Below are 20,979 nucleotides of genomic sequence, written 5' to 3'. Positions count from 1 at the left end.
TCCTTGTGATCCGGTGCCGGGACGGCCGTTACCCTAACCTCCGTCAGTAGTGCACCAAGAAGGGGTGGATCCGGTGGCGGACATCGAGGAAGCGCGCAAGACGTTCGAGCGGTTCGACTCGGACGGCGACGGCTTCATCACAGCGGCCGAGTGGAAGAGCGCCATGGCGCAGATGGGCGACTTCTACGTCACGGAGGCGGTGGCCGAGGCCGTCATCGGCACGAAGGACACCGACGCGGACAAGCGACTCTCGTTCGACGAGTTCTGGGCGAGCCTGAACAAGTAGGCGGTGCCGACCGCACGGAGGGGCCCCGCACACGCGATGTGCGCAGGGCCCCTCTCGCCTATCCGCGCGACGCCCGCACCGTCCAGCGTCCGTCCCTGCGTTCCAGGTGTACGGGGTGGTCGAAGCACTTGCTGATCCGGTCGCTGGTGAGGACCTCGTCGACCGGCCCGGACGCCAGCGCGCGGCCGTCCCTGAGCAGGAGTGCGTGCGTGGTGCCCGCGGGGAGTTCCTCCAGGTGGTGGGTGACCAGGACCGAGGCGAGTTCCGGGTGGGCCGCGCGCAGGGCGTCCAGGCTGTCGAGGAGCCGTTCGCGGCCCGCGAGGTCGAGGCCGGTGGCCGGTTCGTCGAGCAGGATCAGGCGCGGCTCCGGCATCAGGGAGCGGGCGATCAGGGTGCGGCCGCGTTCGCCCTGGGAGAGCGTGGGCCAGCGCGCTCGGGCGCGGTGCGCGAGGCCGAGCAGGGCGATGAGACGGTCGGCGCGCGCCTCCTGTTCGGGTGCGGGGCGCCAACGGGGCAGCGGTTCGACGCTGTTGGTGAGCCCGGTCAGGACGACGTCGCGGACCGCGAGCGCGGAGCGCAGCGGGTGGCGCGGGTTCACATGTCCGACGTACGCCCGCAGGTCCCGCAGGTCGACGCTGCCGAGGCGCCGCCCGAGCACCTCGACGGTGCCGTACGTGGGGTGGGTGACCGCACCGCAGAGGCTGAGCAGGGTCGACTTGCCCGCGCCGTTGGCGCCGAGCAGCGCCCAGTGCTCGCCGGGGCGGACGGTGAGCGTGACGTCCTCCAGGATGGGGCGGCCCTCGCGGACGACGGTGACGTCGGCGGCGTGCAGGACGGGGTCCTTCGGCGTCACCGGGTGACCCCCGCCCGGTTCACGGCGGCGAGCACGGCCTGCACGGAGGCGGCCAGCACGGACGTGTCCAGGCCCGCGCCCCAGCGGACGGCGTCGCCGACCCGGCACCGCGCGTACGCGACGGCCTCGCTCGCGCCGCCCGTCCCGACGGCGTGCTCGGCGTAGTCGAGGATGTCGACGGCGAGGCCCGCGGCGGCCAGGGCGTCGGCGAAGGCGGACAGCGGGCCGTTGCCGACGCCCTCGAAGTCCCCTGCCCTGCCGTCCCGTTGGAGCGTGCACACGAAACGGTGGGCGCCGTCGGGGGTCCGGTCCACGGTCCACGCGTCGAGCGCCACGTCACCCTCCCTTCCGGGCGCCACGTACGTCGCGCGGAACAGTTCGTACAGCTCCTTCGCGGTGGCCTCCCGCCCGCTGTCGTCGGTGGCTTCCTGCACCACGCGCGAGAAGTCGGGCCGCAGGTCCCTCGGCAGGTCGATGCCGTGCCGGTCCCGGAGCAGATACGCCATGCCGCCCTTGCCCGACTGGGAGTTGACGCGGATGACGGCCTCGTAGGTGCGCCCGATGTCGGCCGGGTCGATCGGCAGGTACGGCACCTCCCAGGGCGCCCGGCTCTCCGGCACGCCCAACTCGGCGGCGCGGCGGGCGTGATGGGCGAATCCCTTGCTGATGGCGTCCTGGTGGGTGCCGGAGAACGCGGTGTGCGCGAGCTCGCCCGCGTAGGGGTGGCGGGGGTGCACGGGCAGGCGGTTGCAGTGCTCGACGACCTCGCGCACGGCGTCGATGTCGGAGAAGTCGATCATGGGGTCGACGCCCTGGGCGTAGAGGTTCAGGGCGAGGGTCACCAGGTCCACGTTGCCGGTGCGCTCACCGTTGCCGAAGAGGCAGCCCTCCACGCGCTGGGCCCCTGCGAGGACGGCGAGTTCGGCGCAGGCCACGCCGGTGCCCCGGTCGTTGTGCGGGTGCACGGAGAGGATGACGGAGTCGCGCCGGGCGAGGTGGCGGTGCAGGTACTCGATCTGGTCCGCGTACACGTTCGGCGTCGCGATCTCCACGGTGGCGGGCAGATTGTGCGTGACGGGCCGGTCGGGGCTCGCGTCCCACAGCTCGGTGAGCCCGTCACAGACCTCCAGGACGTAGTCGGGCTCGGTGAGGTTGAAGGTCTCCGGGGCGAACTGGAAGCGGATGTCGGCACCGGGCCGCGCGTCGGCGAGCCGCGCCATGTGTTCGGCGGCGTCCTTGACGACGTCGAACACCTCGGCCCGCGACCGGCCGAGGACCACGTCGCGCCAGACCGGCGAGGTCGGGATGTAGAGGTGGACGACGGCGCGCGGCAGCCCCTCGATGGCCTCGAAGGTGCGCTCGATGAGGTCGCGCCTGGCGGGGGTGAACACGACGACGGTCACGTCGTCGGGCAGCGCGCCGCCGCCCGCCGCGCTCGACGCGGCGAGCTCGCGGACGAACGCGAAGTCGTCCCTGCTGGCCGACGGATAGCCGACCTCGATCTCCTTGAACCCCATCGAGACGAGCAGCTCGAAGAAGCGGCGCTTGCGCCCGGTGTCCATCGGCTCGGCGAGCGCCTGGTTCCCGTCGCGCAGGTCGACGGGGACCCACAGGGGCGCCCGCTCGATGCGCGCGTCCGGCCAACTCCGCTGGCCTGCAGGGACGTTGACGCGTTCCTGGTAGGGGCGGTAGCGGTGGTGGGGCATCGGCCCAGGACGCTGGGGGTTCCAGTCGTACGTGAGGGTGCTCATGGGAGGCGGATCCTCGATCCTCGGGTGCGCGCCTGCGGTGCGCGGTCGGTGGCCGACCGGCAGCACGGCATCCCGCGGCGGGGTGCCGGTCGCTTCAGACCCCGCCGCGGCAGCCGCGAAGAAGGAGACCGCGGAAGATCATGGCGCTACAGTAGACACACCTCAGCTCCTCAGACAAGTACTCCTCAGACAAGTGGGCTGCGGATAGGCACCCCTCAGGCAAGTACTTCCAGGACAATTGCTCCTCAGACAAGTTCCGCCCCATCCACGTCGCGCATCCCCATCCCCCATCCCGCCGCCCCCGAAAAGGTCCCCCATGCCGCTCGGCTCCGTACGTCCAAGCCCCCTCGTGGAACAGGCCGCCGCCCGGCTGCGCGAGCAGATCACCGGCGGCCACTGGCCCGTCGGCACCAAGCTCCCCGGCGAGACGACCCTCGCCAAGGAACTCGGCGTGGGCCGCTCCACCCTCCGCGAGGCGCTCCGCGCGCTCTCCGGTGCCGGGCTCGTGCGGTCGCGCCAGGGCGCGGGCGTCTTCGTCGTCGCGACCGAACCCGTCGCGGACTGGCCGACGCGGCTGCGGCGGGCGGCGGTCAGCGACGTGTACGAGGTGCGGATGCTCGTCGAGGTGCAGGCCGCCGGGCTCGCGGCGCGGCGCCGCACCGACGAGGACATCGCCGCGATGCGGGCCGCGCTCGACGGGCGCAGGGCGGCGTCGGAGCAGGGTGATGCCGCGTTCGTCGACGCCGACATCGCGCTGCACGCCGCGGTCGTGGCGGCGGCGCACAATCCCGTACTCACCGACCTGTTCGCGGAGTTCATGCCCGCGCTGCGGCAGGGCCTGATCGACCTGCTCGAACTCATCGACGTACGGACGGAGGAGTCGAACCACGGGGACGCCGCGCACGCGGACCTCGTGCGCGCGGTGGAGGCCAGGGATTCCGAGGAGGCGGCGCGGGTGGCCAGGGCGGAACTCCGGGAAACGCTCCGGCTCCTCCAGGACCACGGCTGAGGAATCGGCGAGCCCCGCCCGCTCGATACCGCCTTGGAACGTGCCGACAAATGACCGGCGGGCCCACATTCCACGTGGGCCCGCCGGCTTTCCCTCCGCCGCCCGCGCCGCTCAGTTCTCCTCATCCGGGAAGACGAGGTAAATCATCGGCGGGCGGGGATTCGCGACCTCTCTCACATCTTTTCGAAGAAGGTCCATGTCTGATTCGGCGCTTGGGGCACGGCCTCCGTGAGAGTGACCGGCTGGTCGACGCCGTTCGCCGTGATGAGCAGGGCCGGGAACTTCCGGCTCTCGATGGTCGTCTGTTCCTCGCCCGTGTCGATGACCCAGCGCTGCGACAGCTTGTCGGGGCTGCGCGGCTTCAGCGTCACCGTTCCTTCGCGCGTGGTGGCTTCGAGGCACTGGCCCGAGTAGTGGGTGCTCTCGATCGTGTAGATGCCGGTTCCTGCCGGGGTTTCGCCCACCAGCTCCAGCTTCCAGACCTGATAGGTCTGACCCGGGTCACGCGTCCACACGGTCTTGCCGTCGTAGGCGTCGAGATCGGTGTCGTCGCTGAACACCTGGATGGAACTCGTCAGGCTCTTCATCGAGGCCACGGAATTCCCCCTTTCAATCGACTGGTCCAGTTCGATTCCTGGGCGTCGACGGCTGGTCGGGCCGCCGAACGGATTTAACATTTCCAGAGGCGGCAGTTTCCTGGCAAGTTCCTTAATCAGCCACAGTCGAATTCCGCTTGAGCGACCGAATACCGAGGGAACTCGTCGGCGAATTCAGGACTTTCCCCTCCCCCGCACACACCGCACCGCACGGCACTTCCCTCACGACCGCCCCGGGAATTCCCCCCTCCCTTTCCGCTCACGCGCCACGGCTGGTGCGCGTGAGGCCCCGGGCCGCACGCCGCGTCAGAGGGGCGCGGGCGTCCGGCGCCGACCATGGCCCGCCGGACGCCGTCGCCGCGCCACCGATCAGCGGCCCTGAGACAACATGGCGGTCACCCCGTCTCCGCCCGCCCGGCAGCCCCGGGCTCCCCTCCGTACGACCGCGCCGACGCGTCCACGTGCGCGAGCCGTCGCATCGCGTTGAACACCGCCTCGCCGAGCACCGTGCCGATCACCACGCTCTCCACCACGTCGTCGACGGAGACCCGGCGGCCCACGTAGCCGAGGTCGGCGCGGGCGACGAGCTCGGCGGCGTCGGCGTAGTCGTCGAGCAGTTCCGTGAACGCCCCGTGGCCGACCCGGTCCATGGCGGCAAGCGCCCGCGCCAGGTCCTCGCCCGCCGGGTTCGACTCGTGCGCGACCCAGCCGCGCCGCGCGATCAGTTCCTGGACGGCGTCGCGCGCGGCCGTCGCCTCGGCGTCGTCGTCGGCGCCGCCCGCACCGCCGAGCCGGTCCGCCGCGGCGCCGAGCACCTTGTGCAGCGGGCGCCCCGGATCGTCGATGGCACCGAGCACCTCGGCGATCGCCGCCACTTTGAGGCCGCCGACGTCGAGGAGCGCACGGATCAGCCGCAGCCTGCGCTCGTGCGCCTCGTCGTAGTGCGCCTGGTTGGGGCTGCTCAACTCGCCGGGCGCGAGCAGCCCTTCGCGTACGTAGTACTTGATCGTCGGCACCGGAACCCCGGTCCTGCGACTCAACTCGCCAATGCGCACGGCCCGTCCACGCTCCCGTCCATCGAACTCCCCTTGCCAACCCCCTCCCCATCATAGATAGTGACGCTATCGGATAGCAGATAGCGCCGCTATCCATAATCCCTCGACACCCCCCTGGAGGGGATCCTTGTGCCCTTGCCGCCCCTGCCGTCCTTGCCTTTATGGCGCTCCTGGCACCGACCTCTGGTGCTGTTCTCCGCGTCGATGGCGGTCGTCGCCGTCATATCCGCCGTGGGACTCGTGGTCGACGACCGGGTCCTGGTGGGCGCGCGGATCTGGTTCAAGCCGCTGAAGTTCTCCGTCTCGTTCGTCGCGTACGGACTCTCGCTCGCCTGGATGCTGTCGCTGCTCGACCGGGGCCGACGCGCGGGCTGGTGGGCGGGGACCGTGGTCACGGCCACGAGCGCCGTCGAGATGGCGATCATCACCGGGCAGGTGGTGCGCGGGAAGCGCAGCCACTTCAACCACCAGACCCCGCTCGACGAGGCCCTGTTCAACACGATGGCCGTCACCGTCGTCGTCCTCTGGCTCGGCACCCTCGCCATCGCGGTCCTGCTGCTGCGCGCCCGTATCCCCGACCGCGCCGCCGCCTGGACGATGCGCTGCGGCATCGCCGTCGCGCTCGCCGGAGCCGCCGTCGGCTTCCTGATGACCCAGCCCGCGCCCGGCCAGGTCAGGGGCGAGTCGCCCATCGTCGGCGCGCACAGCGTCGGCGTACCGGACGGCGGCCCCTCGATGCCCCTGACGGGCTGGTCGACGACCGGCGGCGATCTGCGCATCCCGCACTTCGTCGGCATGCACGCGCTGCAACTGCTCCCCCTGCTGCTCATGACGCTGATGGCGCTGGCGCCGCGCTACGCCCGTCTCGCCGACCCGCGCGTCCGGCTGCGGCTCATCCTGGTGGCGTGCGCCGCGTACGCTGCCGTCTTCGCCCTGGTCCTGTGGCAGGCGCTGCGCGGCCAGTCGCTGATCCACCCGGACGGCGCGACGCTCACGGTCGCGGGCCTGATCGCCGCGGCCACGATCGCGGGGGCCGTCGCGGCACTGCGCCCTCACGCCTCAACTCACCTACGGGCCAACGTTGTTGAGCCAGCCGTGGAACCCATGGAAAAGGAGCTCGTCCCGTGACCGGATTCCTCTTCGACCTCTCCTTCTGGCTCGCCGCGCCGGTCTGGCTGCTCATGATCCTCGCCCCCGGCTGGGGACCCACGGCCCGCGTCGCCGCGTCACCGCTCACCGTCGTCCCCGTCCTGGCTGTCTACCTCGCGCTCGCGCTGCCCGTCTTCCCCGAACTCTGGTCCGCGGTCAGAAGCCCCGACCTCGACGGATTCCGCGCGCTCATGGAGGACGCCAACGGCGCGGGCGCGATCTGGGCACAGGTCATCGCCTGGGACCTGCTGATCGGACAGTGGATGTACCGGGAGGCGCGCAGGCTCGGCGTGCACCCACTAGTGATGAGCCCCCTCCTCGTCCTCACGATTCTCCTCTCCCCCTTCGGCGTGCTGCTCTTCCTGGGGCTGCGGGCCTTGCTCACCCGGCGGCGCGCAGCTTCCGGTAGCGCCCCGGCGCCATCCCGAATTCCCGCTTGAACGCCTTGGCAAAGGCGAACTCCGAGGCATAACCGGCACGTTCGGCCACCGAACGGAGCGGGGCGTCGTCCGGCTCCCGCAGCCAGCCCGCCGCCGTCGTCATCCGCCACCACGTCAGGTACGCGAGCGGGGGCGTCCCCACCGAAGCCGTGAACCGGCGCGCGAAAGGCGCCCGCGACAGGCTGGAGAGCGCACCGAGTTCCCCCACCGTCCAGGGATGCGCGGGGTCGCTGTGGATGGCGCGCAGCGCGGCCGCGACCACCGGATCGGCGAGCGCCGCCGCCCAGCCGGTCAACTCCCCTGCCCTGCCGCGCACTTGGAGCCACCAGGTGCGCAGGACGAGGAGAAGCAGCGTGTCGAGCATCGAGCTGACGATCGTGTCGGTGCCGGGCTGCGGATCCGCCAACTCGGCGCCGAGCAGCCCGAGTGCGGCACGCAGCGCGCCGTTGTCGCCGTCGCCCGCGGGCAGGTGCACGACGTCGGGCAGTTCGGAGAGGAGCGGGTGGGGCCGGTTCTCGTCGAGGAGGTACGCGCCGCAGACCATGACGGTGGACGGCGGGCGCCCCGCGACCCGTCGCAGCGCGGGCGGCTTGGGCCAGGTGCCGTCGGGGAGCAGCCCGATCTCCTCCACCGGCGTGCCGGGTTCGCTGACGAGCGCGTGGCCGCCGCTGCGCGCGACGAACACCACGTCACCGGCCCCGAGCGGCACGGGCTCGGCGCCCCCGTCCGCGTGCACCAGCCACGCGGATCCCTCCAGGACGGCGTGGAAGCCCGCCCTGCCGGGGCTGACGAACCGCACGCCCCACGGGGCGTACTTCTCCGTCCGCCCGGCGTGCGGGCGCCCGGTGCGCATCGCGGCTATCGCATCACTCAGTACGTCCATGACGGAACCGTAACCCGGCCCCCTGAACGGCGAGACGAACGGACATGGAGGCAGGATGACCAGGCATGGAGGCCGCCGCGCGGCCCGCCTAGCGTCTTGGACATGACGAAGAACACCGCGATGAAGACCGCGAAGAACACCGCACGGACAGTCCTCTTCGACGAGGTGGGCGGGCCCGACGTCCTGCGGGTCGAAGAGCTTCCGCTGCCCGCGCCGGGAGCCGGCGAAGTACTCGTCCGCGTCGAGGCGTTGGGCCTCAACCGCGCCGAGGCGCTGTTCCGCGCGGGGACCTACTACTACCCGCCGACCCTGCCCGCGTCCCGGCTCGGCTACGAGGCCGCGGGCATCGTCGAGGCCGTCGGCGAGGGGGTCACCGCGTACGCCCCCGGCGATGCCGTCCTCACGGGGCCCGGCATCGAGATGAGCGCGCGCGGCGTCTACGCCGACCGCGTCGTGCTGCCCGTCGACTCCGTCCTGCCGCGCCCGGCCGGACTCGACGCGGTGACGGGTGCGGCGACGTGGCTCGCGTACTCCACGGCGTACGGCGGGATGCTGGAGACGGGTGGCCTGCGGCCCGGCGACCACGTGGTGATCACGGCGGCGTCCAGCGGCGTCGGCATCGCCGCGCTGCAGACCGCGGCGCGGATCGGCGCGGTCCCGATCGCGGTCACCCGCACCGACGAGAAGCGGCAGCGGCTCCTCGACCACGGTGCGGCCCTGGTCATCGCGTCGGGCACGGAGGACGTCGTGAAGGAGGTCCACCGCTTCACCGGCGGCAAGGGCGCCGAGCTGATCTTCGACGCGGTCGGCGGGGCGGGCCTCGCGGAGCTTTCCGGCGCGGCGGTGACCGGTGGGACGGTGGTCGTCTACGGCTTCCTCGACCGGCGCCACCCGATGCAGATGCCGCTCAACTGGCCGCTCACCGTGCGCGGTTACGCCAATGCGCAGATGTCGGAGGACCCGGAGGGTCGACGCCGCGTGAACGCGTTCATCGAATCGGGCGTCCGCGACGGCACGCTCCGCCCGGTCGTGGCGGAGGTCTTCGAGGGCCTGGAGAGCATCAGGGACGCGCATCGGCTGCTTGAGGCCAATGGGCATGTGGGGAAGGTCGTGGTGCGGATCTAAATCGAACTGGTGAACCTATTCCGGCCAGCTTATCGGCGCGGCGGTGACCCGGATGCAATCGGTTCGTTGATCGAGTCATGCGCATATGTTCAGCAAGCGGGGCCGGGTGGGCCTGCGGCCGGTCTTCGGACAAATACCCTCTGACCAAGGGCCTGTGCCGATCCCACTACGCACAGGCCAGACGCGGCAAAAGCCCTTCCCCCCTCCGGGGCAATTCCGCCAACTGCGAAGAACACCGCGACTGCGCTTTCAGCGGATGCGACAGAGCAGCATCCGCCAAGGAATTGTGCACCGCTCATTACCAACAGCAGGCCGCTGGGCGCCCGTTAACACCAGTACGCCGAAAGAGAGACAGCTCTTCCTACCAAGCGATGATCCAGCGCGGCGTCATCGAATGCCTCGGCTGCGGTGAGAGCAAGCCAAAGTCCGAGTACTCACCGGTCAACCGAGGCGGCGCTCCACGCCCCTACTGCAAACCGTGCAACTCCGAACGCGTCCGTCTCAATCACTACAACGTGACCAAGGAATTCATCAACCAACTCTGGACGTACCAGGGTGAGCGATGCGCCATCTGCGGATCTGCCGAGGTGGCACAGTCACGTGCTCTGCACATCGATCACGACCACAGCTGCTGCAAAGGGAGAAGGAGTTGCGGCTCATGTGTCCGCGGGCTCGTCTGCAGCAACTGCAACGCCTACGGCCTCGCCTGGTACGAGGCACTCCCCCTCCCGCTCCGCACGTTCAGCTTGCTGAACGACTACATCGCCCGCCCGCCCGCGCAGCGGTTCAGGGAGGGAACGTCAACGGCGGGCGCGGAGGCTAGTTTCGACGGCCGCTAGGGCGTGGCCCAGTCCCGCAGCTCGTCCTCGTCCTCGAAATCGGCCACGTTCTTGTCCAACGGCGTCGACGTGTGCTGGTGGATCGTCCAGTCTGCCTGAATGCGCGGCTTGCCCGCCGTCACGTAGTCGGCTATCCACAGGCCGTCGCCCGCGTAGGACGTCACATCGCGGTTCAGCCAGAAATCGCGGTTCGTGTACAAGAGGACCCGGTGCGACGGGCGCAGTCGCTTCACCTCGCGGATGAAGCGGTCCTTCTCCCCGTTGGACGCGGCCGTGTGCTCACCCGTCCACTCCCAGTCCACCGCCAACAAGTCCCCCGCCTTCTCAGGAGCCTTGCTCACGAAGTACGCCGCCTGGGCCGCGATGTTCCCCGGCCACAGGAAGTGGTAGAAGCCGACGACGCAGCCGCCGTCGCGGGCCCGCTTCACCTGGGCGGTCATTTTCGGGTTGACGTACGAACGGCCTTCCGTCGCCTTGATGAAGACGAAGGAGAGGCCGTCCGTACTGAATGACGTCGACTGGTGCGAACTGACGTCGATGCCACGGATCATGGGCGCCTCCAGGAGTGGGGGGAGGGAGGTTCCTGAGCTGCCCATTTGGTGCCCGGTGTCAGCGACGGTCAACCGTCAACCATCCATGGTTCAACGGAAGATCCCCGTGTGCCCGAGCGAGTAGCGGCCCGGCTGCGGGTAGACCGCGAGGCCGTGCGGCCCCTTGCCCACCGGGATGCGCGCCAGCTGGACGCCGGTGCGGGTGTCGATGGCGTACACCTCGGAGTGGTAACGCCCGGACAGCCAGAGGGTGTTGCCGTCCGCCGAGACGCCGCCCATGTCGGGGCTGCCGCCCTGCGGGAGCTTCCACTTCTTGGTGAGCTTGTTCTTCGGGAAGTCGAAGACGGAGATGGTGCCCTCGCCCCGGTTGGAGATGTACATCTCCTTGGAGTCGCGGCTGACGTACAGGCCGTGGCAGCCCTTGCCGGTGGGCAGCAGCTTGGGCTTGGTGAACTTCTCGCCGTCCAGGACCCACATGCCGTGCGCCATCATGTCGGCGACGTAGAACGTCTTGCCGTCCGGGGACATCTTCACGTCCTGTGGCATCGCCCCCTCGAAGGGGATCTTCTGCTGGCCGACGACCTCCATCTTCTCGGTGTCGACCTTGAGGAGTTCGCCGGAGAACTCGCAGGAGACGATGAAGTAGCGGCCGTCCATGGAGAAGTCGGCGTGGTTGACGCCCGCGCAGGTGACGGGGACGGTCTTGACGCGGTTCATGGTCTTCGGGTCGCGGAAGACCAGTTCGCGGTCCATGGAGGCCATGACGACGGCGTACTTGCCGTTCGGCGTGAAGTAGAGGTTGTAGGGGTCGGAGACCTCGACGGTGCGTCCCGTCTTGCCGGTCACCGGGTCGATGGCGGTGAGGCTGTCGCCGAGGTCGTTGTTGACCCAGAGCGTCTTCATGTCCCAGGAGGGGACGACGTGCTGGGGCTGGTTGCCGACCGGGATGGTCTCGATGACCTCGAACGTCTTGGGGTCGATGACCGACACCGTGTTGGAGCTGGTGTTGGGGACGTAGACGCGCGGCAGGAACTTCTTGGCGACGGGCTGGAGGGCGTTGGGGCGGTCGGCCGCGTAGGCGTCCTCGGGGTCGAGGACGGGCGGCATGCCGGGCAGTCCGGGGGCCGCCTTCGGCTGGGCGGGCTTGCGGATGCCCGCCGTGCCGAGCGCCTCGTCGGCGCGTTCGTCGCCGCCGCTGCCGCAGCCGGCGAGGACGGCGAGCGCGGCGCCGGCGGCGAGCACGGCCGCGGTGCGCCGGGTCAGGTGGAGTCTCCGGGGCGGGGCGTGGTCCCCGGGCAGGGCGGGATTCCCGGGCGGGGTGGGTTTCCGGTGCATCAGGTCAGCAGCTCCGTGGTCGTCACCGCGCGCAGGCCGCGGCGTTCCAGTTCTTGCAGGACGGCGGGGAGCGCGGCGACCGTGTCCGCGTACCCGAAGTGGAGGCTCACCACGGATCCCGGGCGGATCTCGGCGGCGATCTTGCGGGTGACGGCCGGGGCGCCCGGCGAGGTGAAGTCGAGGGAGTCGACGTCGTACGAGAGGACGTGCGGGTAGCCCGCGCGGCGGGCGAGCCGTGCGACGAGGGGGGTCGCTGTCTGGGTGCGCGAGGGCCTGAACCAGGTGCCGATGGATCCGGTGAGGCGGCGCAGGCGGTCCGCGCAGCCGGTGATCTCGGCGTAGGCGTCGGCCTCGGACATGTCGTTGACGTCGAGGTGGTGGTGGGTGTGGTTGCCGAGGTCGTGGCCGCCTTCGAGGATGCGGCGGGCCAGCTCGGGGTGCTCGTCGAGCCAGCTGCCGACGGCGAGGACGGTGATTCTCGCGCCCGCCTTCTCGGCCTGGTCGAGCAGGGCCTTCGCGGTGGCGGGGTCGCCCTGGCCGTGGAAGGTGAGGGCCACCCGGGGGCGGGTGCGGGGGCCGTGGGTGATCTGGTCGGGCAGGCCGGGGAGGCGGCGGGGCGCGGGGGCCGCGGGGGCGGGCCCGGGGGTCTTGGCCCCGGGCGGGCGGGCGTGCGCGGCGGGTCCTGTGCCGGTCGCGGCGCACCCGGTGGCGAGCGCGCCCGTGAGGGCCAGTCCGGCGCCCGCGCGCAGGAGGGTGCGGCGGTCGGTCTCGATCACACGACCATTTAATGGGTAAAGAGGCAAAAAGGTACTGATTGCCCGCTTCGGGACCGTTACGGGTCGGGGTGGCCGGACGTCGGCCCCTGCGGGCGGACCTTGCTTATCGGCTGTCACAGCCTCCACTTAGCCAGCGTTTACCAGGCAGGTGTCCCATCTCACCAAGGATTCACCCCTAAACTGTCGCCTTTTGACCGACTATGCCCGGAATGGAGCTTTTGGATCGCTGGCCCCCGTCTGCCATAGTCGGAGACACGACCCCCATTGACCCGGGCTCAGGTCGTCATCAGCGGCCGTGGACCACACCCCAACAGGTCCCGGCGCTTCACGCAGGCCCCCGCAGCGCCGACATACCGGCCGACCCGGGGGCTTTCGTGTACCCGCCTTCCGCACGCCCGCCGGGGTGACGGTCAGCGGTCCAGGACCCGCATCTCGAACCAGGTCGTCTTGCCGCGCGGCAGCAGGTCGACGCCCCAGCGGTCGGAGAGCTTGTCGACGAGGAAGAGGCCGCGGCCGCTCAGGTCCGTCTCGCGGACCGGCATCAGGCAGGGCAGTCCGCGCGAGGGGTCGCGCACCTCGACCCGTATCCAGCCGCGCCGCCGCTGCATGCGCAGGCCGAAGACGCGGGCGCCGGTGTGCCGCACGGCGTTCCCCACGAGTTCGGAGACGAGCAGGACGACGTCCTCGGTGAGCTTCGGGGAGAGCCCCCAGTGGCGCAGGACCACGACCTGGGCGAGGCGGCGCGCGATGGCGGCGGACTCCGGGCGCGAGGGCAGCGGAACTTCCGCGTCCGTCGGATTGCCGAACAACTCCAGCGCCTTCAGCGCGTGTTCGTCCTCTACCGCCGGCGACCAGCGTGCCGCGGTCGCACTCCCGTGCCGCCGCGGCCGTTCATAACCCTCCAGCCCCGCCATGCCCCCCATCATGGCCGCCCAGAGCGCTCTCCGGGGCCGTTCCGGCGTAATAGGCCCCCCGGAACCAACCATTCCGGGGGGTCGGGTAGGCATATGCCACTGGCAGAACGGGCCGCCGGAAGCGGCCCTGACCTGCGATGACTTCTCGCTTACGGGTGATCACCGAGTGCCCCGAGCAGGGTGGGCTTAAGGTTCCGTTAAGTCGGCCATAAACCGCTCCTTCGGGGGACGTGCGGACTGACACGACCCAACTGGGGTAGCTCCGGGGGCAGTTCGGCGCTCCCCGGCGGGCCTCAGAGGAACTTGGCCTTGCCGGGCCCCTCCTCGACGAAGCTCCGCATGCCCCGCTCGCGGTCCTCGGTCGCGAACAGAGCGGCGAACCAGGTGCGCTCGATGGCGAGGCCCGTGTCGATGTCCGTCTGGAGGCCCGCGTCGATGGACTCCTTGGCGGCGCGCAGCGCGATGGCGGGCCCCTTGGCGAGGCGCGCGGCCCAGGCGTACGCCTGCTCGTACACCTCGGCGGCCGGTACGACACGGTCCACCAGGCCGATGGCGAGCGCCTCCTCGGCCTTCACGTGGCGGCCCGTGAAGATCAGGTCCTTCGCCTTGGAGGGGCCGACCAGGCGGGCCAGGCGCTGGGTGCCGCCCGCGCCGGGGATGACGCCGAGCAGGATCTCGGGCTGGCCGAGCTTGGCGTTGTCCGCGGCGACGCGGAAGTCCGCGCAGAGCGCGAGCTCGCAACCGCCGCCCAGGGCATAGCCGTTGACGGCGGCGACGACGGGCTTGGGGATGCGGGCGACGGCGGTGAAGGACTCCTGCAGGGCCCCGGAGCGCGCGACCATCGCCGCGTGGTCCATGTCCTGCATCTCCTTGATGTCCGCGCCCGCGGCGAACACCTTCTCGCCGCCGTGGATCACCACGGCGCGCACGTCGTCGCGGCGCGCGGCCTCCTCGGCGAGTTCCTTGATGCGGTCCTGGGTGGCGATGTCCAGGGCGTTCATGGGCGGGCGGTCGAGGCGGATCACGCCGACGCCGTCGGTGACTTCGAGGGTTGCGGTCATGGCAGCAGGTTAACGGGGGCTAACGCGCCGGGACCCGGTGCACTTGGTCACAGTGCGCCGGGTCCCGGGTCAAGCGGTGGTGGTCGTTACGCCTTCCACTTCTCCCACGACATGTTCCAGCCGTTGTAGCCGTTGTCCGGCTGGATCTTCTTGTCGGCGGAGTTCTTCACGACGACGAGGTCGCCGATCATCGAGTTGCTGAAGAACCAGCCCGCGGGCGTCTTCTTGCTGTAGCCGCCGCGCACGTCGCTCAGACCTATGCAGCCGTGGCTGGCGTTGGTGTTGCCGAAGGCGCCGCCCGACCAGTAGTTGCCGTGGATGAACGTGCCGGAGGTGGACAGGCGCATGGCGTGCGGGACGTCCTTGATGTCGTACTCGCCGCCGAAGCCGACGGTGTCGCCGTTCATCCGGGTCACCTGGAGCTTCTCGCTGATGACCATCTCGCCGTTGTACGTCGTCGTGCCCGGGGCGCCCGCGGTGATCGGGATCTTCTTGATCTGCTTGCCGTCGCGCACGACCTTCATCTGGTGCGTCTTGGCGTCGACGGTGGAGACCTGGCTGCGGCCGATGGTGAACTTCAGGGTCTTGGCCTGCTTGCCGTAGACGCCCGGGCGGCCCTCGACGCCGTCGAGGTTGAGCTTGACGGTCACCTTCGTACCGGCCGCCCAGTACTTCTCGGGGCGGAAGTCCAGGCGGTCGTTGCCGAACCAGTGGCCCTCGACGGGCACCGAAGGTTCGGTCTTGATGTCGATGGCCTTCTCGACGGCCTCCGGGTCGGTGATGCCCCGGGTGAAGCGGACCGAGAACGGCATGCCGACGCCGACCTCGGAGCCGTCCTCCGGGTTGAACTGGCCGATGAAGGTGTTCTTCGGGGTCAGCGTCGTGAAGGCGGTGTCCTTGGCGGACGCGCGTCCTTCGGAGTCCTTCGCCACGGCGTGCACCTTGTAGGTGGTGGCCGCCGCGAGGTGGTGGGCGGGCGTCCAGCTCGCGCCGCCCGACGTGATCTTGCCGGGGACGGGGTTGCCCTTGCCGTCCTCGACCTTGACCTCGGAGAGCTTGCCCTTCTCCGCGCCTATCTTGAGGGCGCCGTCGGTGGCGACCGACTTCGCGCCGTCCTTCGGCGCTATCGTCACGACGGCCGCCGACGCGGCGTTCTTGTCGGAGCCGCCCTTGCCCTCGCCGCCCTTGTCCGAGCCGCCTCCCCCGCCGCAGGCCGCGACGAGAAGCAGCGTCGCCCCCGAAACCGCTGCCGTGAGGCACCTGGCGCCCCTCCGCCGTACGCGCCCACGCGTATCCGACGAAGCCCCCGATATCGGTCGCCCGTTCACGATCTTGTCTCCCCTCGCACGGCCTGGTCACAGGCCCGCACCCCAGTGCACCCCGCGCGTTTCAGACACGCGCAAGCGTTAGATAACCACACGCCCCACGGCGATGACTCCCCGCCAATGTCACCGTTCCGTTCCAACTGGGCGCGAGGTGCGGGCAGACCAAGATCACCTGCCGGTCGACCGCCGGTCACCCCGCGATCACCTGCTGGTGGGCCGGCGGTCAGCTGTCGCGCTGCCACTCCTTCCATCCCATGTTCCAGCCGCCGAGGCCGTTGTCCGGAGCCACTTTCTTGTCATTGCTGTTCACGACTTCGACGACGTCCCCGATGAGGCTCCGGTCGAAGAACCAGCCCGCGGGCGTCCGTGAACTGCCGCCCTTCACATCGCGCAGACCCACACAGCCGTGGCTGACATTCGTGTTGCCAGGAGCGTCCGGGGACCAGTAGTTGCCGTGCAGGAAGGTGCCGGAGGTCGTCAGGCGCATCGCGTGCGGCACGTCGGGGATGTCGTACTCCCCGCCGAAGCCGACCGTGCGGCTGTTCATCCGGGTCACCTCCAGCATCTCGGTGACCACCATCTTCCCGTTGTACGTGGTGGTCTTGGGGGCGCCCGCGGTGATCGGCACGGTGGAGATCAGCTCGCCGTCGCGGCGCACCTCCATGGTGTGTTCGGCCGCGTCGACCAGGGACTCCTGGCTGCGGCCCACGGTGAAGGAGAAGCTCTTGTCCTGGAGGCCGTAGACCCCGCGCGCGGCCTGCACGTCACGCAGGCGCAGGCCGACGGTGACCTTCGTGCCCGGCTTCCAGTACTTCTCCGGGCGGAAGTCCACGCGCGTCTTGCCGAACCAGTGCGGCTCGATGTCGACGGCGGGGTGCGCGGTGACGTGGATGGCGCGCTGGACGGCGTCGCGGTTCTCGATCTCCCGGTTGAACTCCAGGGAGACGATCATGCCGGTGCCGACGGTGGCGCGGTTCTCCGGCGTCACGTATCCGATGAAGCGCTCGTCGGGGACGTACGTCGTGAACGTGGTGTGCCGGGCCGAGCGGCGGCCGTGGCCGTCCAGGGCGACCGCGTCGACCTTGTACCTGGCGGCGAGCGCGAGGGGACCCTCGTCGACGGGCCGCCAGCTCATGCCGTCCTCGTCGATCCGCCCCGGGACGTCGAACTCCTGCGCGTCCTGCGTCCGGACGACCTTCACCGACTCGAGGCGGCCGTCGGGGACCTTCACCTCGATCCGTTCGTCGGCCTTGACTCCCTTCATGTCGTCGTCGGGCGACACCCGGATCGCGTCGGCCGGCGAGCGCGATTTCCCGAGAACTCCGTCGATCCCACCGGCGGAGCAGCCCGCGGCCCCGGCCATCAGACCTGCCCATGTCAATACGGCGGCCAGTGCGGCCCCTGCGCGCCGTGCGCGCCTCGCAACCTGTCTCACGTGGGTCCCAACGACCGTCCCCCTGCTGGGGAAACGTGAGTGCGACGCACGCGGTGGGCAGAACAGTGAGGAGGACGACGTACGGGGAGCCGCGGCCGGGACGCCGCTCGCCCTTCTTCGCGCGTCGACCCACCGAGCCGCGGGAGGCTGACAGGTGTCGAGCGCACCCGAGCAAGGGACAGTGCAGGAGGCGCGGGCGAGGGGGCGGATCACGCCCGAGCGGCCCGCCGCCGCCCTGAACGGAAGTACGCGCGCCACGGTGCGTCCGGTGCTCACGCGGCCCGTGTGGCCGGGGACGCCGACGCCGTTGGGCGCCCGCTTCAGGATCGGGCCCGAGGGGGTCGCGGGCACCAACTTCGCGCTGTGGGCGGGCGGTGCGGAAGCGGTCGAACTGTGCCTGTTCGACGAGGAGGGGGCCGAGGCGCGGCACTCCCTGACGGAGCTGACGCACGAGATCTGGCACGGCTTCGTGCCGGACGTGCGGCCCGGCCAGCGGTACGGGTACCGCGTGCACGGCCGCTGGGACCCGTGGACGGGTGCCCGCTGGAACCCGGCGAAGCTGCTCCTCGATCCGTACGCACGGGCGGTCGACGCCGGTGCGGGGAACGACTACGGCGTGCTGCCGCCCGAGGTGTACGGGCATGTGCGCGACTGGCCCCAGCAGCACGTGGCGGACACCGTGCGCGACGACAGGGACTCCGCGCCGTACGTGCCCAAGGGCGTGGTCGTGCACGACGACGCGCCGGACGACGAGTGGACCGACGACCGGCGGCCCAAGACGCCGTGGGCGGACTCGGTCATCTACGAACTGCACGTACGCGGCTTCACCGAGCGGCATCCCGGGATTCCGGCCGAACTGCGCGGTACGTACGCCGGGTTGGCGCATCCCGCGGCCCTCGAACACCTCAAGGCGCTGGGGGTGACGGCGGTCGAGCTGCTGCCCGTGCACCAGTTCGCGCACGAGGACCATCTGCTGCGCAGGGGCCTGCGCAACTACTGGGGCTACAACTCCATCGGCTACTTCGCCCCGCACGCGGCGTACGCGGCGTCGGGGACGCGGGGTCAGCAGGTCGGCGAGTTCCGGCGGATGGTGCGGGCGCTGCACGAGGCGGGCATCGAGGTCATCCTCGACGTGGTCTACAACCACACGGCCGAGGCCGGGGAGCTCGGCCCGATGCTCTCCCTGAAGGGCATCGACAACCGCGGCTACTACCGGCTCCAGTCGAACGACGCGCGGCGGTACGCCGATTACACCGGGTGCGGCAACACCCTCCAGGTCGTCCAGCCGCACGTCCTGCGGCTGATCACGGACTCGCTGCGGTACTGGGTGAGCGAGATGGGCGTGGACGGCTTCCGCTTCGACCTGGCGGCGGCGCTCGCGCGCTCCTTCCACGACGTCGACATGCTGTCGCCGTTCCTCGCGGTAATCGCGCAGGACCCGGTCCTGCGGCGCGTGAAGCTGATCGCCGAGCCGTGGGACGTGGGCTCGGGGGGCTATCAGGTGGGCTCCTTCCCCCCGCTGTGGACGGAATGGAACGACCGCTACCGCAACGCGGTGCGGGACTTCTGGCGGGGCGCGCTGCCGGATGTCCGGGACCTCGGCTACCGGCTCTCCGGGTCGAGCGACCTGTACGCGTGGGGCGGGCGCAGGCCGTACGCGTCGGTCAACTTCGTGACCGCGCACGACGGTTTCACGCTGCGGGACCTGGTGTCGTACGAGCGCAAGCACAACGAGGCGAACGGGGAGGGCAATCGGGACGGGTCCGACGACAACCGCTCCTGGAACTGCGGCACCGAGGGCGAGACGGACGACGAACGGATCACGGCACTGCGCCGCCGGCAGCTGCGCAACCTGGTGACGACGCTGCTCCTGTCCACCGGCGTTCCGATGCTGGTCGCGGGCGACGAGATGGGCCGCACCCAGGGCGGCTCCAACAACGCGTACTGCCAGGACAACGAGACCAGCTGGGTCGACTGGACGCTGCGCGACGAGCCGGGCTGGCGCGACCTCTTCGCGCTGACGTCCCGGCTCATCGGGCTGCGGCACCGGCATCCGGTGCTGCGCCGCCGCGCGTTCTTCTCCGGGCGGGCCCATTCGGCCGACGGGCTGCGGGACCTGGCGTGGTTCACGACGCGCGGCACGGAGATGACGGAGAGCGACTGGTACGCGCCCGCGGCGACGCTCGGCATGTACCTCTCCGGGCGCGACATCCCGGGGCGTGACGCGCGCGGGGCGCCGGTCGTCGACGACAGTTTCCTGGCGATCCTGCACGCGGCGGACCGGCCCGCGAGCTTCGTACTGCCGGGACCGCCGTGGGCGGACGCGTACGAGGTGGTCGTGGACACCTCGGCCGAGGACCAGGGCGCGGCGCCGGGCACGGTGCACCGCGCGGGCGGCGCGGTGACGGTGCCGGGGCGTGCGGTGCTGCTGCTGCGGGTCGGCAGCGGCTGATCGGCGCTGGTCCGTACCAGAGTCTTGCCCCGGTACCCGTGGCACCTCAAGCTCACGGTATGGACCTGGAGTTGCGGCACCTGAAGACGATCCGGGCGATCGCCGACGCGGGCAGCCTGACCAAGGCCGCCACCGCGCTCGGGCTCGCCCAGCCCGCGCTGAGCGCGCAGTTGAAACGGATCGAGCGGGCCCTTGGCGGGGAGCTGTTCGAACGGGGACGGCACGGGGTGCGGGCGACCGCGCTCGGTGAGTTCGTGCTGGCCAGGGCCCGGGTCGTGCTGCCCGCCGTCAGCGGCCTGCGGGAGGAGGCGCAGCGGTTCGCGCAGACCTGGCAGGGCGGGGCGGGGTTCCGGCTCGGCGGTACGCACGGGCCGCTCTTCGGGGGGCTCGTGGACCGGCTCGCGGCCGCGCACCCCGGGGTGCCCGTGACGACCCACACCACCTGGTCGGAGCGGGAGATCGCGGCGCGCACGGCGGACGGGCGCCTGGACTTCGCGCTCGTGGGCACGTGCGGGGCGAGCGCGCCGCCGGAGAGCGAGCTGCTCGTCTGGCGCGAGGTGGCCCGCGACCCCGTCTTCGTCATGCTGCCGACGGGGCATCCGCTGGCGGGCGGGCAGGAGATCGACCTGGCGCTGCTCGCGGACGAGTCGTGGACGGACGTGCCGGGTGACGGGTGCTTCGCGGACTGCTTCAGCGCGGCGTGCGCCCGTGCGGGCTTCACCCCGTCGCGGGTGTACGAGACGGACGTCGCGTCGTGCGTCCATCTGGTGCAGGTCGGCAGGGCGGTGGGGCTGTGCAGGGCGACGTTCCCGCCGACGCCCGGCATGGTGACCCGCCCCCTCGCGGGCGCTCCCCTCTACTGGCGGCATCTGCTCGGCTGGCATCCGGCGGCTCCCGCGCACGACACGGCGGCGGTGGTGTTCGCGCAGGCGCGGGGGGCGCATGCGGACGCGGTGGCGCGGAGCGAGAGTTACACGGCGTGGCTGGCGGCGCCGCGGGGGGCTTGAGGGGGGTGCCGTGGCAGGTGCGGCGGTTCCGGTCCTCGGTGACGGGGCTGATCTCCCTCGGCGTCGCGCCTACGCCTGGGTCCAGCGTGTCGGCACACGGGGTTTCGCGCAGTTCCCCGCGCCCCTAAAAGACCCCA

At 70.8% G+C, this 20,979-nt stretch carries 20 protein-coding genes; 8 read left to right on the top strand and 12 right to left on the bottom strand.

Annotated features, from left to right (window positions below):
* Positions 1–73 precede the first annotated feature (73 nt).
* Entirely contained in the window at positions 74–286 is a 213-nt protein-coding gene (locus KY5_RS28520) for an EF-hand domain-containing protein (RefSeq protein WP_098247528.1), read from the top strand.
* 58 nt (positions 287–344) lie between these two features.
* On the opposite strand, the gene KY5_RS28515 is transcribed toward KY5_RS28520, so the two are convergent.
* A complete protein-coding gene (locus KY5_RS28515) occupies positions 345–1,139 on the bottom strand; it encodes an ABC transporter ATP-binding protein (protein WP_098244909.1) in 795 nt (264 codons plus the stop codon).
* Positions 1,136–2,890, bottom strand: a complete 1,755-nt coding sequence (leuA, locus tag KY5_RS28510; protein WP_098244908.1) for a 2-isopropylmalate synthase — start codon at positions 2,888–2,890, stop codon at positions 1,136–1,138. Before leuA ends, KY5_RS28515 begins: the two co-directional genes overlap by 4 nt.
* Positions 2,891–3,206: 316 nt before the next feature.
* Between leuA and KY5_RS28505 the strand changes: the two genes are divergently transcribed.
* Positions 3,207–3,899, top strand: a complete 693-nt coding sequence (locus KY5_RS28505) for a FadR/GntR family transcriptional regulator (protein WP_098244907.1) — start codon at positions 3,207–3,209, stop codon at positions 3,897–3,899.
* Positions 3,900–4,072: 173 nt separating this feature from the next.
* Here the strand turns inward: KY5_RS28505 and KY5_RS28500 are convergent, their stop codons facing one another.
* A complete protein-coding gene (locus tag KY5_RS28500; RefSeq protein WP_098244906.1) occupies positions 4,073–4,495 on the bottom strand; it encodes an RICIN domain-containing protein in 423 nt (140 codons plus the stop codon).
* A gap of 395 nt (positions 4,496–4,890) precedes the next feature.
* Positions 4,891–5,550, bottom strand: a complete 660-nt coding sequence (locus KY5_RS28495; RefSeq protein ID WP_098244905.1) for a MerR family transcriptional regulator — start codon at positions 5,548–5,550, stop codon at positions 4,891–4,893.
* 204 nt (positions 5,551–5,754) lie between these two features.
* Here KY5_RS28495 and KY5_RS28490 point away from each other — a divergent pair, with 204 nt between their 5' ends.
* On the top strand, positions 5,755–6,678 hold the full coding sequence (locus KY5_RS28490) for a hypothetical protein (protein WP_234363226.1): 924 nt from the start codon (positions 5,755–5,757) through the stop codon (positions 6,676–6,678).
* On the top strand, positions 6,675–7,139 hold the full coding sequence (locus KY5_RS28485) for an ABA4-like family protein (protein ID WP_098244904.1): 465 nt from the start codon (positions 6,675–6,677) through the stop codon (positions 7,137–7,139). Before KY5_RS28490 ends, KY5_RS28485 begins: the two co-directional genes overlap by 4 nt.
* Here the strand turns inward: KY5_RS28485 and KY5_RS28480 are convergent.
* The gene (locus KY5_RS28480) at positions 7,081–8,022 is read right to left on the bottom strand and encodes an AraC family transcriptional regulator (RefSeq protein WP_098244903.1); all 942 of its coding nucleotides are present in this window, start codon (positions 8,020–8,022) and stop codon (positions 7,081–7,083) included. The two genes, KY5_RS28485 and KY5_RS28480, sit on opposite strands and share 59 nt — an antisense overlap.
* 102 nt (positions 8,023–8,124) lie before the next feature.
* Between KY5_RS28480 and KY5_RS28475 the strand changes: the two genes are divergently transcribed.
* Both KY5_RS28475 and KY5_RS43270 read left to right on the top strand, forming a co-directional pair.
* Positions 8,125–9,147: a zinc-dependent alcohol dehydrogenase family protein gene (locus KY5_RS28475; protein ID WP_098244902.1), complete on the top strand. Its 1,023-nt coding sequence runs from the start codon at positions 8,125–8,127 to the stop codon at positions 9,145–9,147.
* A 77-nt stretch (positions 9,148–9,224) separates the two neighbouring features.
* Positions 9,225–9,986: an endonuclease domain-containing protein gene (locus tag KY5_RS43270; protein ID WP_418952824.1), complete on the top strand. Its 762-nt coding sequence runs from the start codon at positions 9,225–9,227 to the stop codon at positions 9,984–9,986.
* Here KY5_RS43270 and KY5_RS28465 read toward each other — a convergent pair.
* From KY5_RS28465 to KY5_RS28435, 7 genes are all read right to left on the bottom strand, one after another.
* Entirely contained in the window at positions 9,983–10,537 is a 555-nt protein-coding gene (locus KY5_RS28465) for a glycoside hydrolase family 25 protein (RefSeq protein ID WP_098244900.1), read from the bottom strand. The two genes, KY5_RS43270 and KY5_RS28465, sit on opposite strands and share 4 nt — an antisense overlap.
* A 90-nt stretch (positions 10,538–10,627) precedes the next feature.
* Complete coding sequence (locus KY5_RS28460; RefSeq protein WP_098244899.1) at positions 10,628–11,872, bottom strand: YncE family protein; 1,245 nt, start codon at positions 11,870–11,872, stop codon at positions 10,628–10,630.
* Positions 11,872–12,648, bottom strand: coding sequence for a polysaccharide deacetylase family protein (locus KY5_RS28455; RefSeq protein ID WP_098244898.1), 777 nt, complete (start codon positions 12,646–12,648; stop codon positions 11,872–11,874). Before KY5_RS28455 ends, KY5_RS28460 begins: the two co-directional genes overlap by 1 nt.
* A gap of 410 nt (positions 12,649–13,058) precedes the next feature.
* Positions 13,059–13,562, bottom strand: coding sequence for an ATP-binding protein (locus tag KY5_RS28450; RefSeq protein ID WP_098244897.1), 504 nt, complete (start codon positions 13,560–13,562; stop codon positions 13,059–13,061).
* A 293-nt stretch (positions 13,563–13,855) separates the two neighbouring features.
* On the bottom strand, positions 13,856–14,623 hold the full coding sequence (locus tag KY5_RS28445) for an enoyl-CoA hydratase/isomerase family protein (RefSeq protein WP_098244896.1): 768 nt from the start codon (positions 14,621–14,623) through the stop codon (positions 13,856–13,858).
* Positions 14,624–14,709: 86 nt separating this feature from the next.
* Positions 14,710–15,951: a L,D-transpeptidase gene (locus KY5_RS28440; protein ID WP_098244895.1), complete on the bottom strand. Its 1,242-nt coding sequence runs from the start codon at positions 15,949–15,951 to the stop codon at positions 14,710–14,712.
* A 220-nt stretch (positions 15,952–16,171) separates the two neighbouring features.
* Positions 16,172–17,311 carry a L,D-transpeptidase gene (locus KY5_RS28435; protein WP_098244894.1) on the bottom strand — a complete coding sequence of 380 codons (1,140 nt, stop codon included), beginning with the start codon at positions 17,309–17,311 and terminating at the stop codon, positions 16,172–16,174.
* A gap of 226 nt (positions 17,312–17,537) precedes the next feature.
* On the opposite strand from KY5_RS28435, the gene glgX reads away from it, so the two are divergent.
* Positions 17,538–19,835: a glycogen debranching protein GlgX gene (gene glgX, locus KY5_RS28430; RefSeq protein ID WP_098244893.1), complete on the top strand. Its 2,298-nt coding sequence runs from the start codon at positions 17,538–17,540 to the stop codon at positions 19,833–19,835.
* A gap of 59 nt (positions 19,836–19,894) precedes the next feature.
* Positions 19,895–20,842, top strand: coding sequence for a LysR family transcriptional regulator (locus KY5_RS28425; protein ID WP_098244892.1), 948 nt, complete (start codon positions 19,895–19,897; stop codon positions 20,840–20,842).
* Positions 20,843–20,979 lie beyond the last annotated feature (137 nt).

It is taken from the genome of Streptomyces formicae (assembly GCF_002556545.1).
GTDB classification, from domain to species: Bacteria; Actinomycetota; Actinomycetes; order Streptomycetales; family Streptomycetaceae; genus Streptomyces; species Streptomyces formicae_A.
This window is presented reverse-complemented; position numbering and strand designations above follow the sequence as displayed.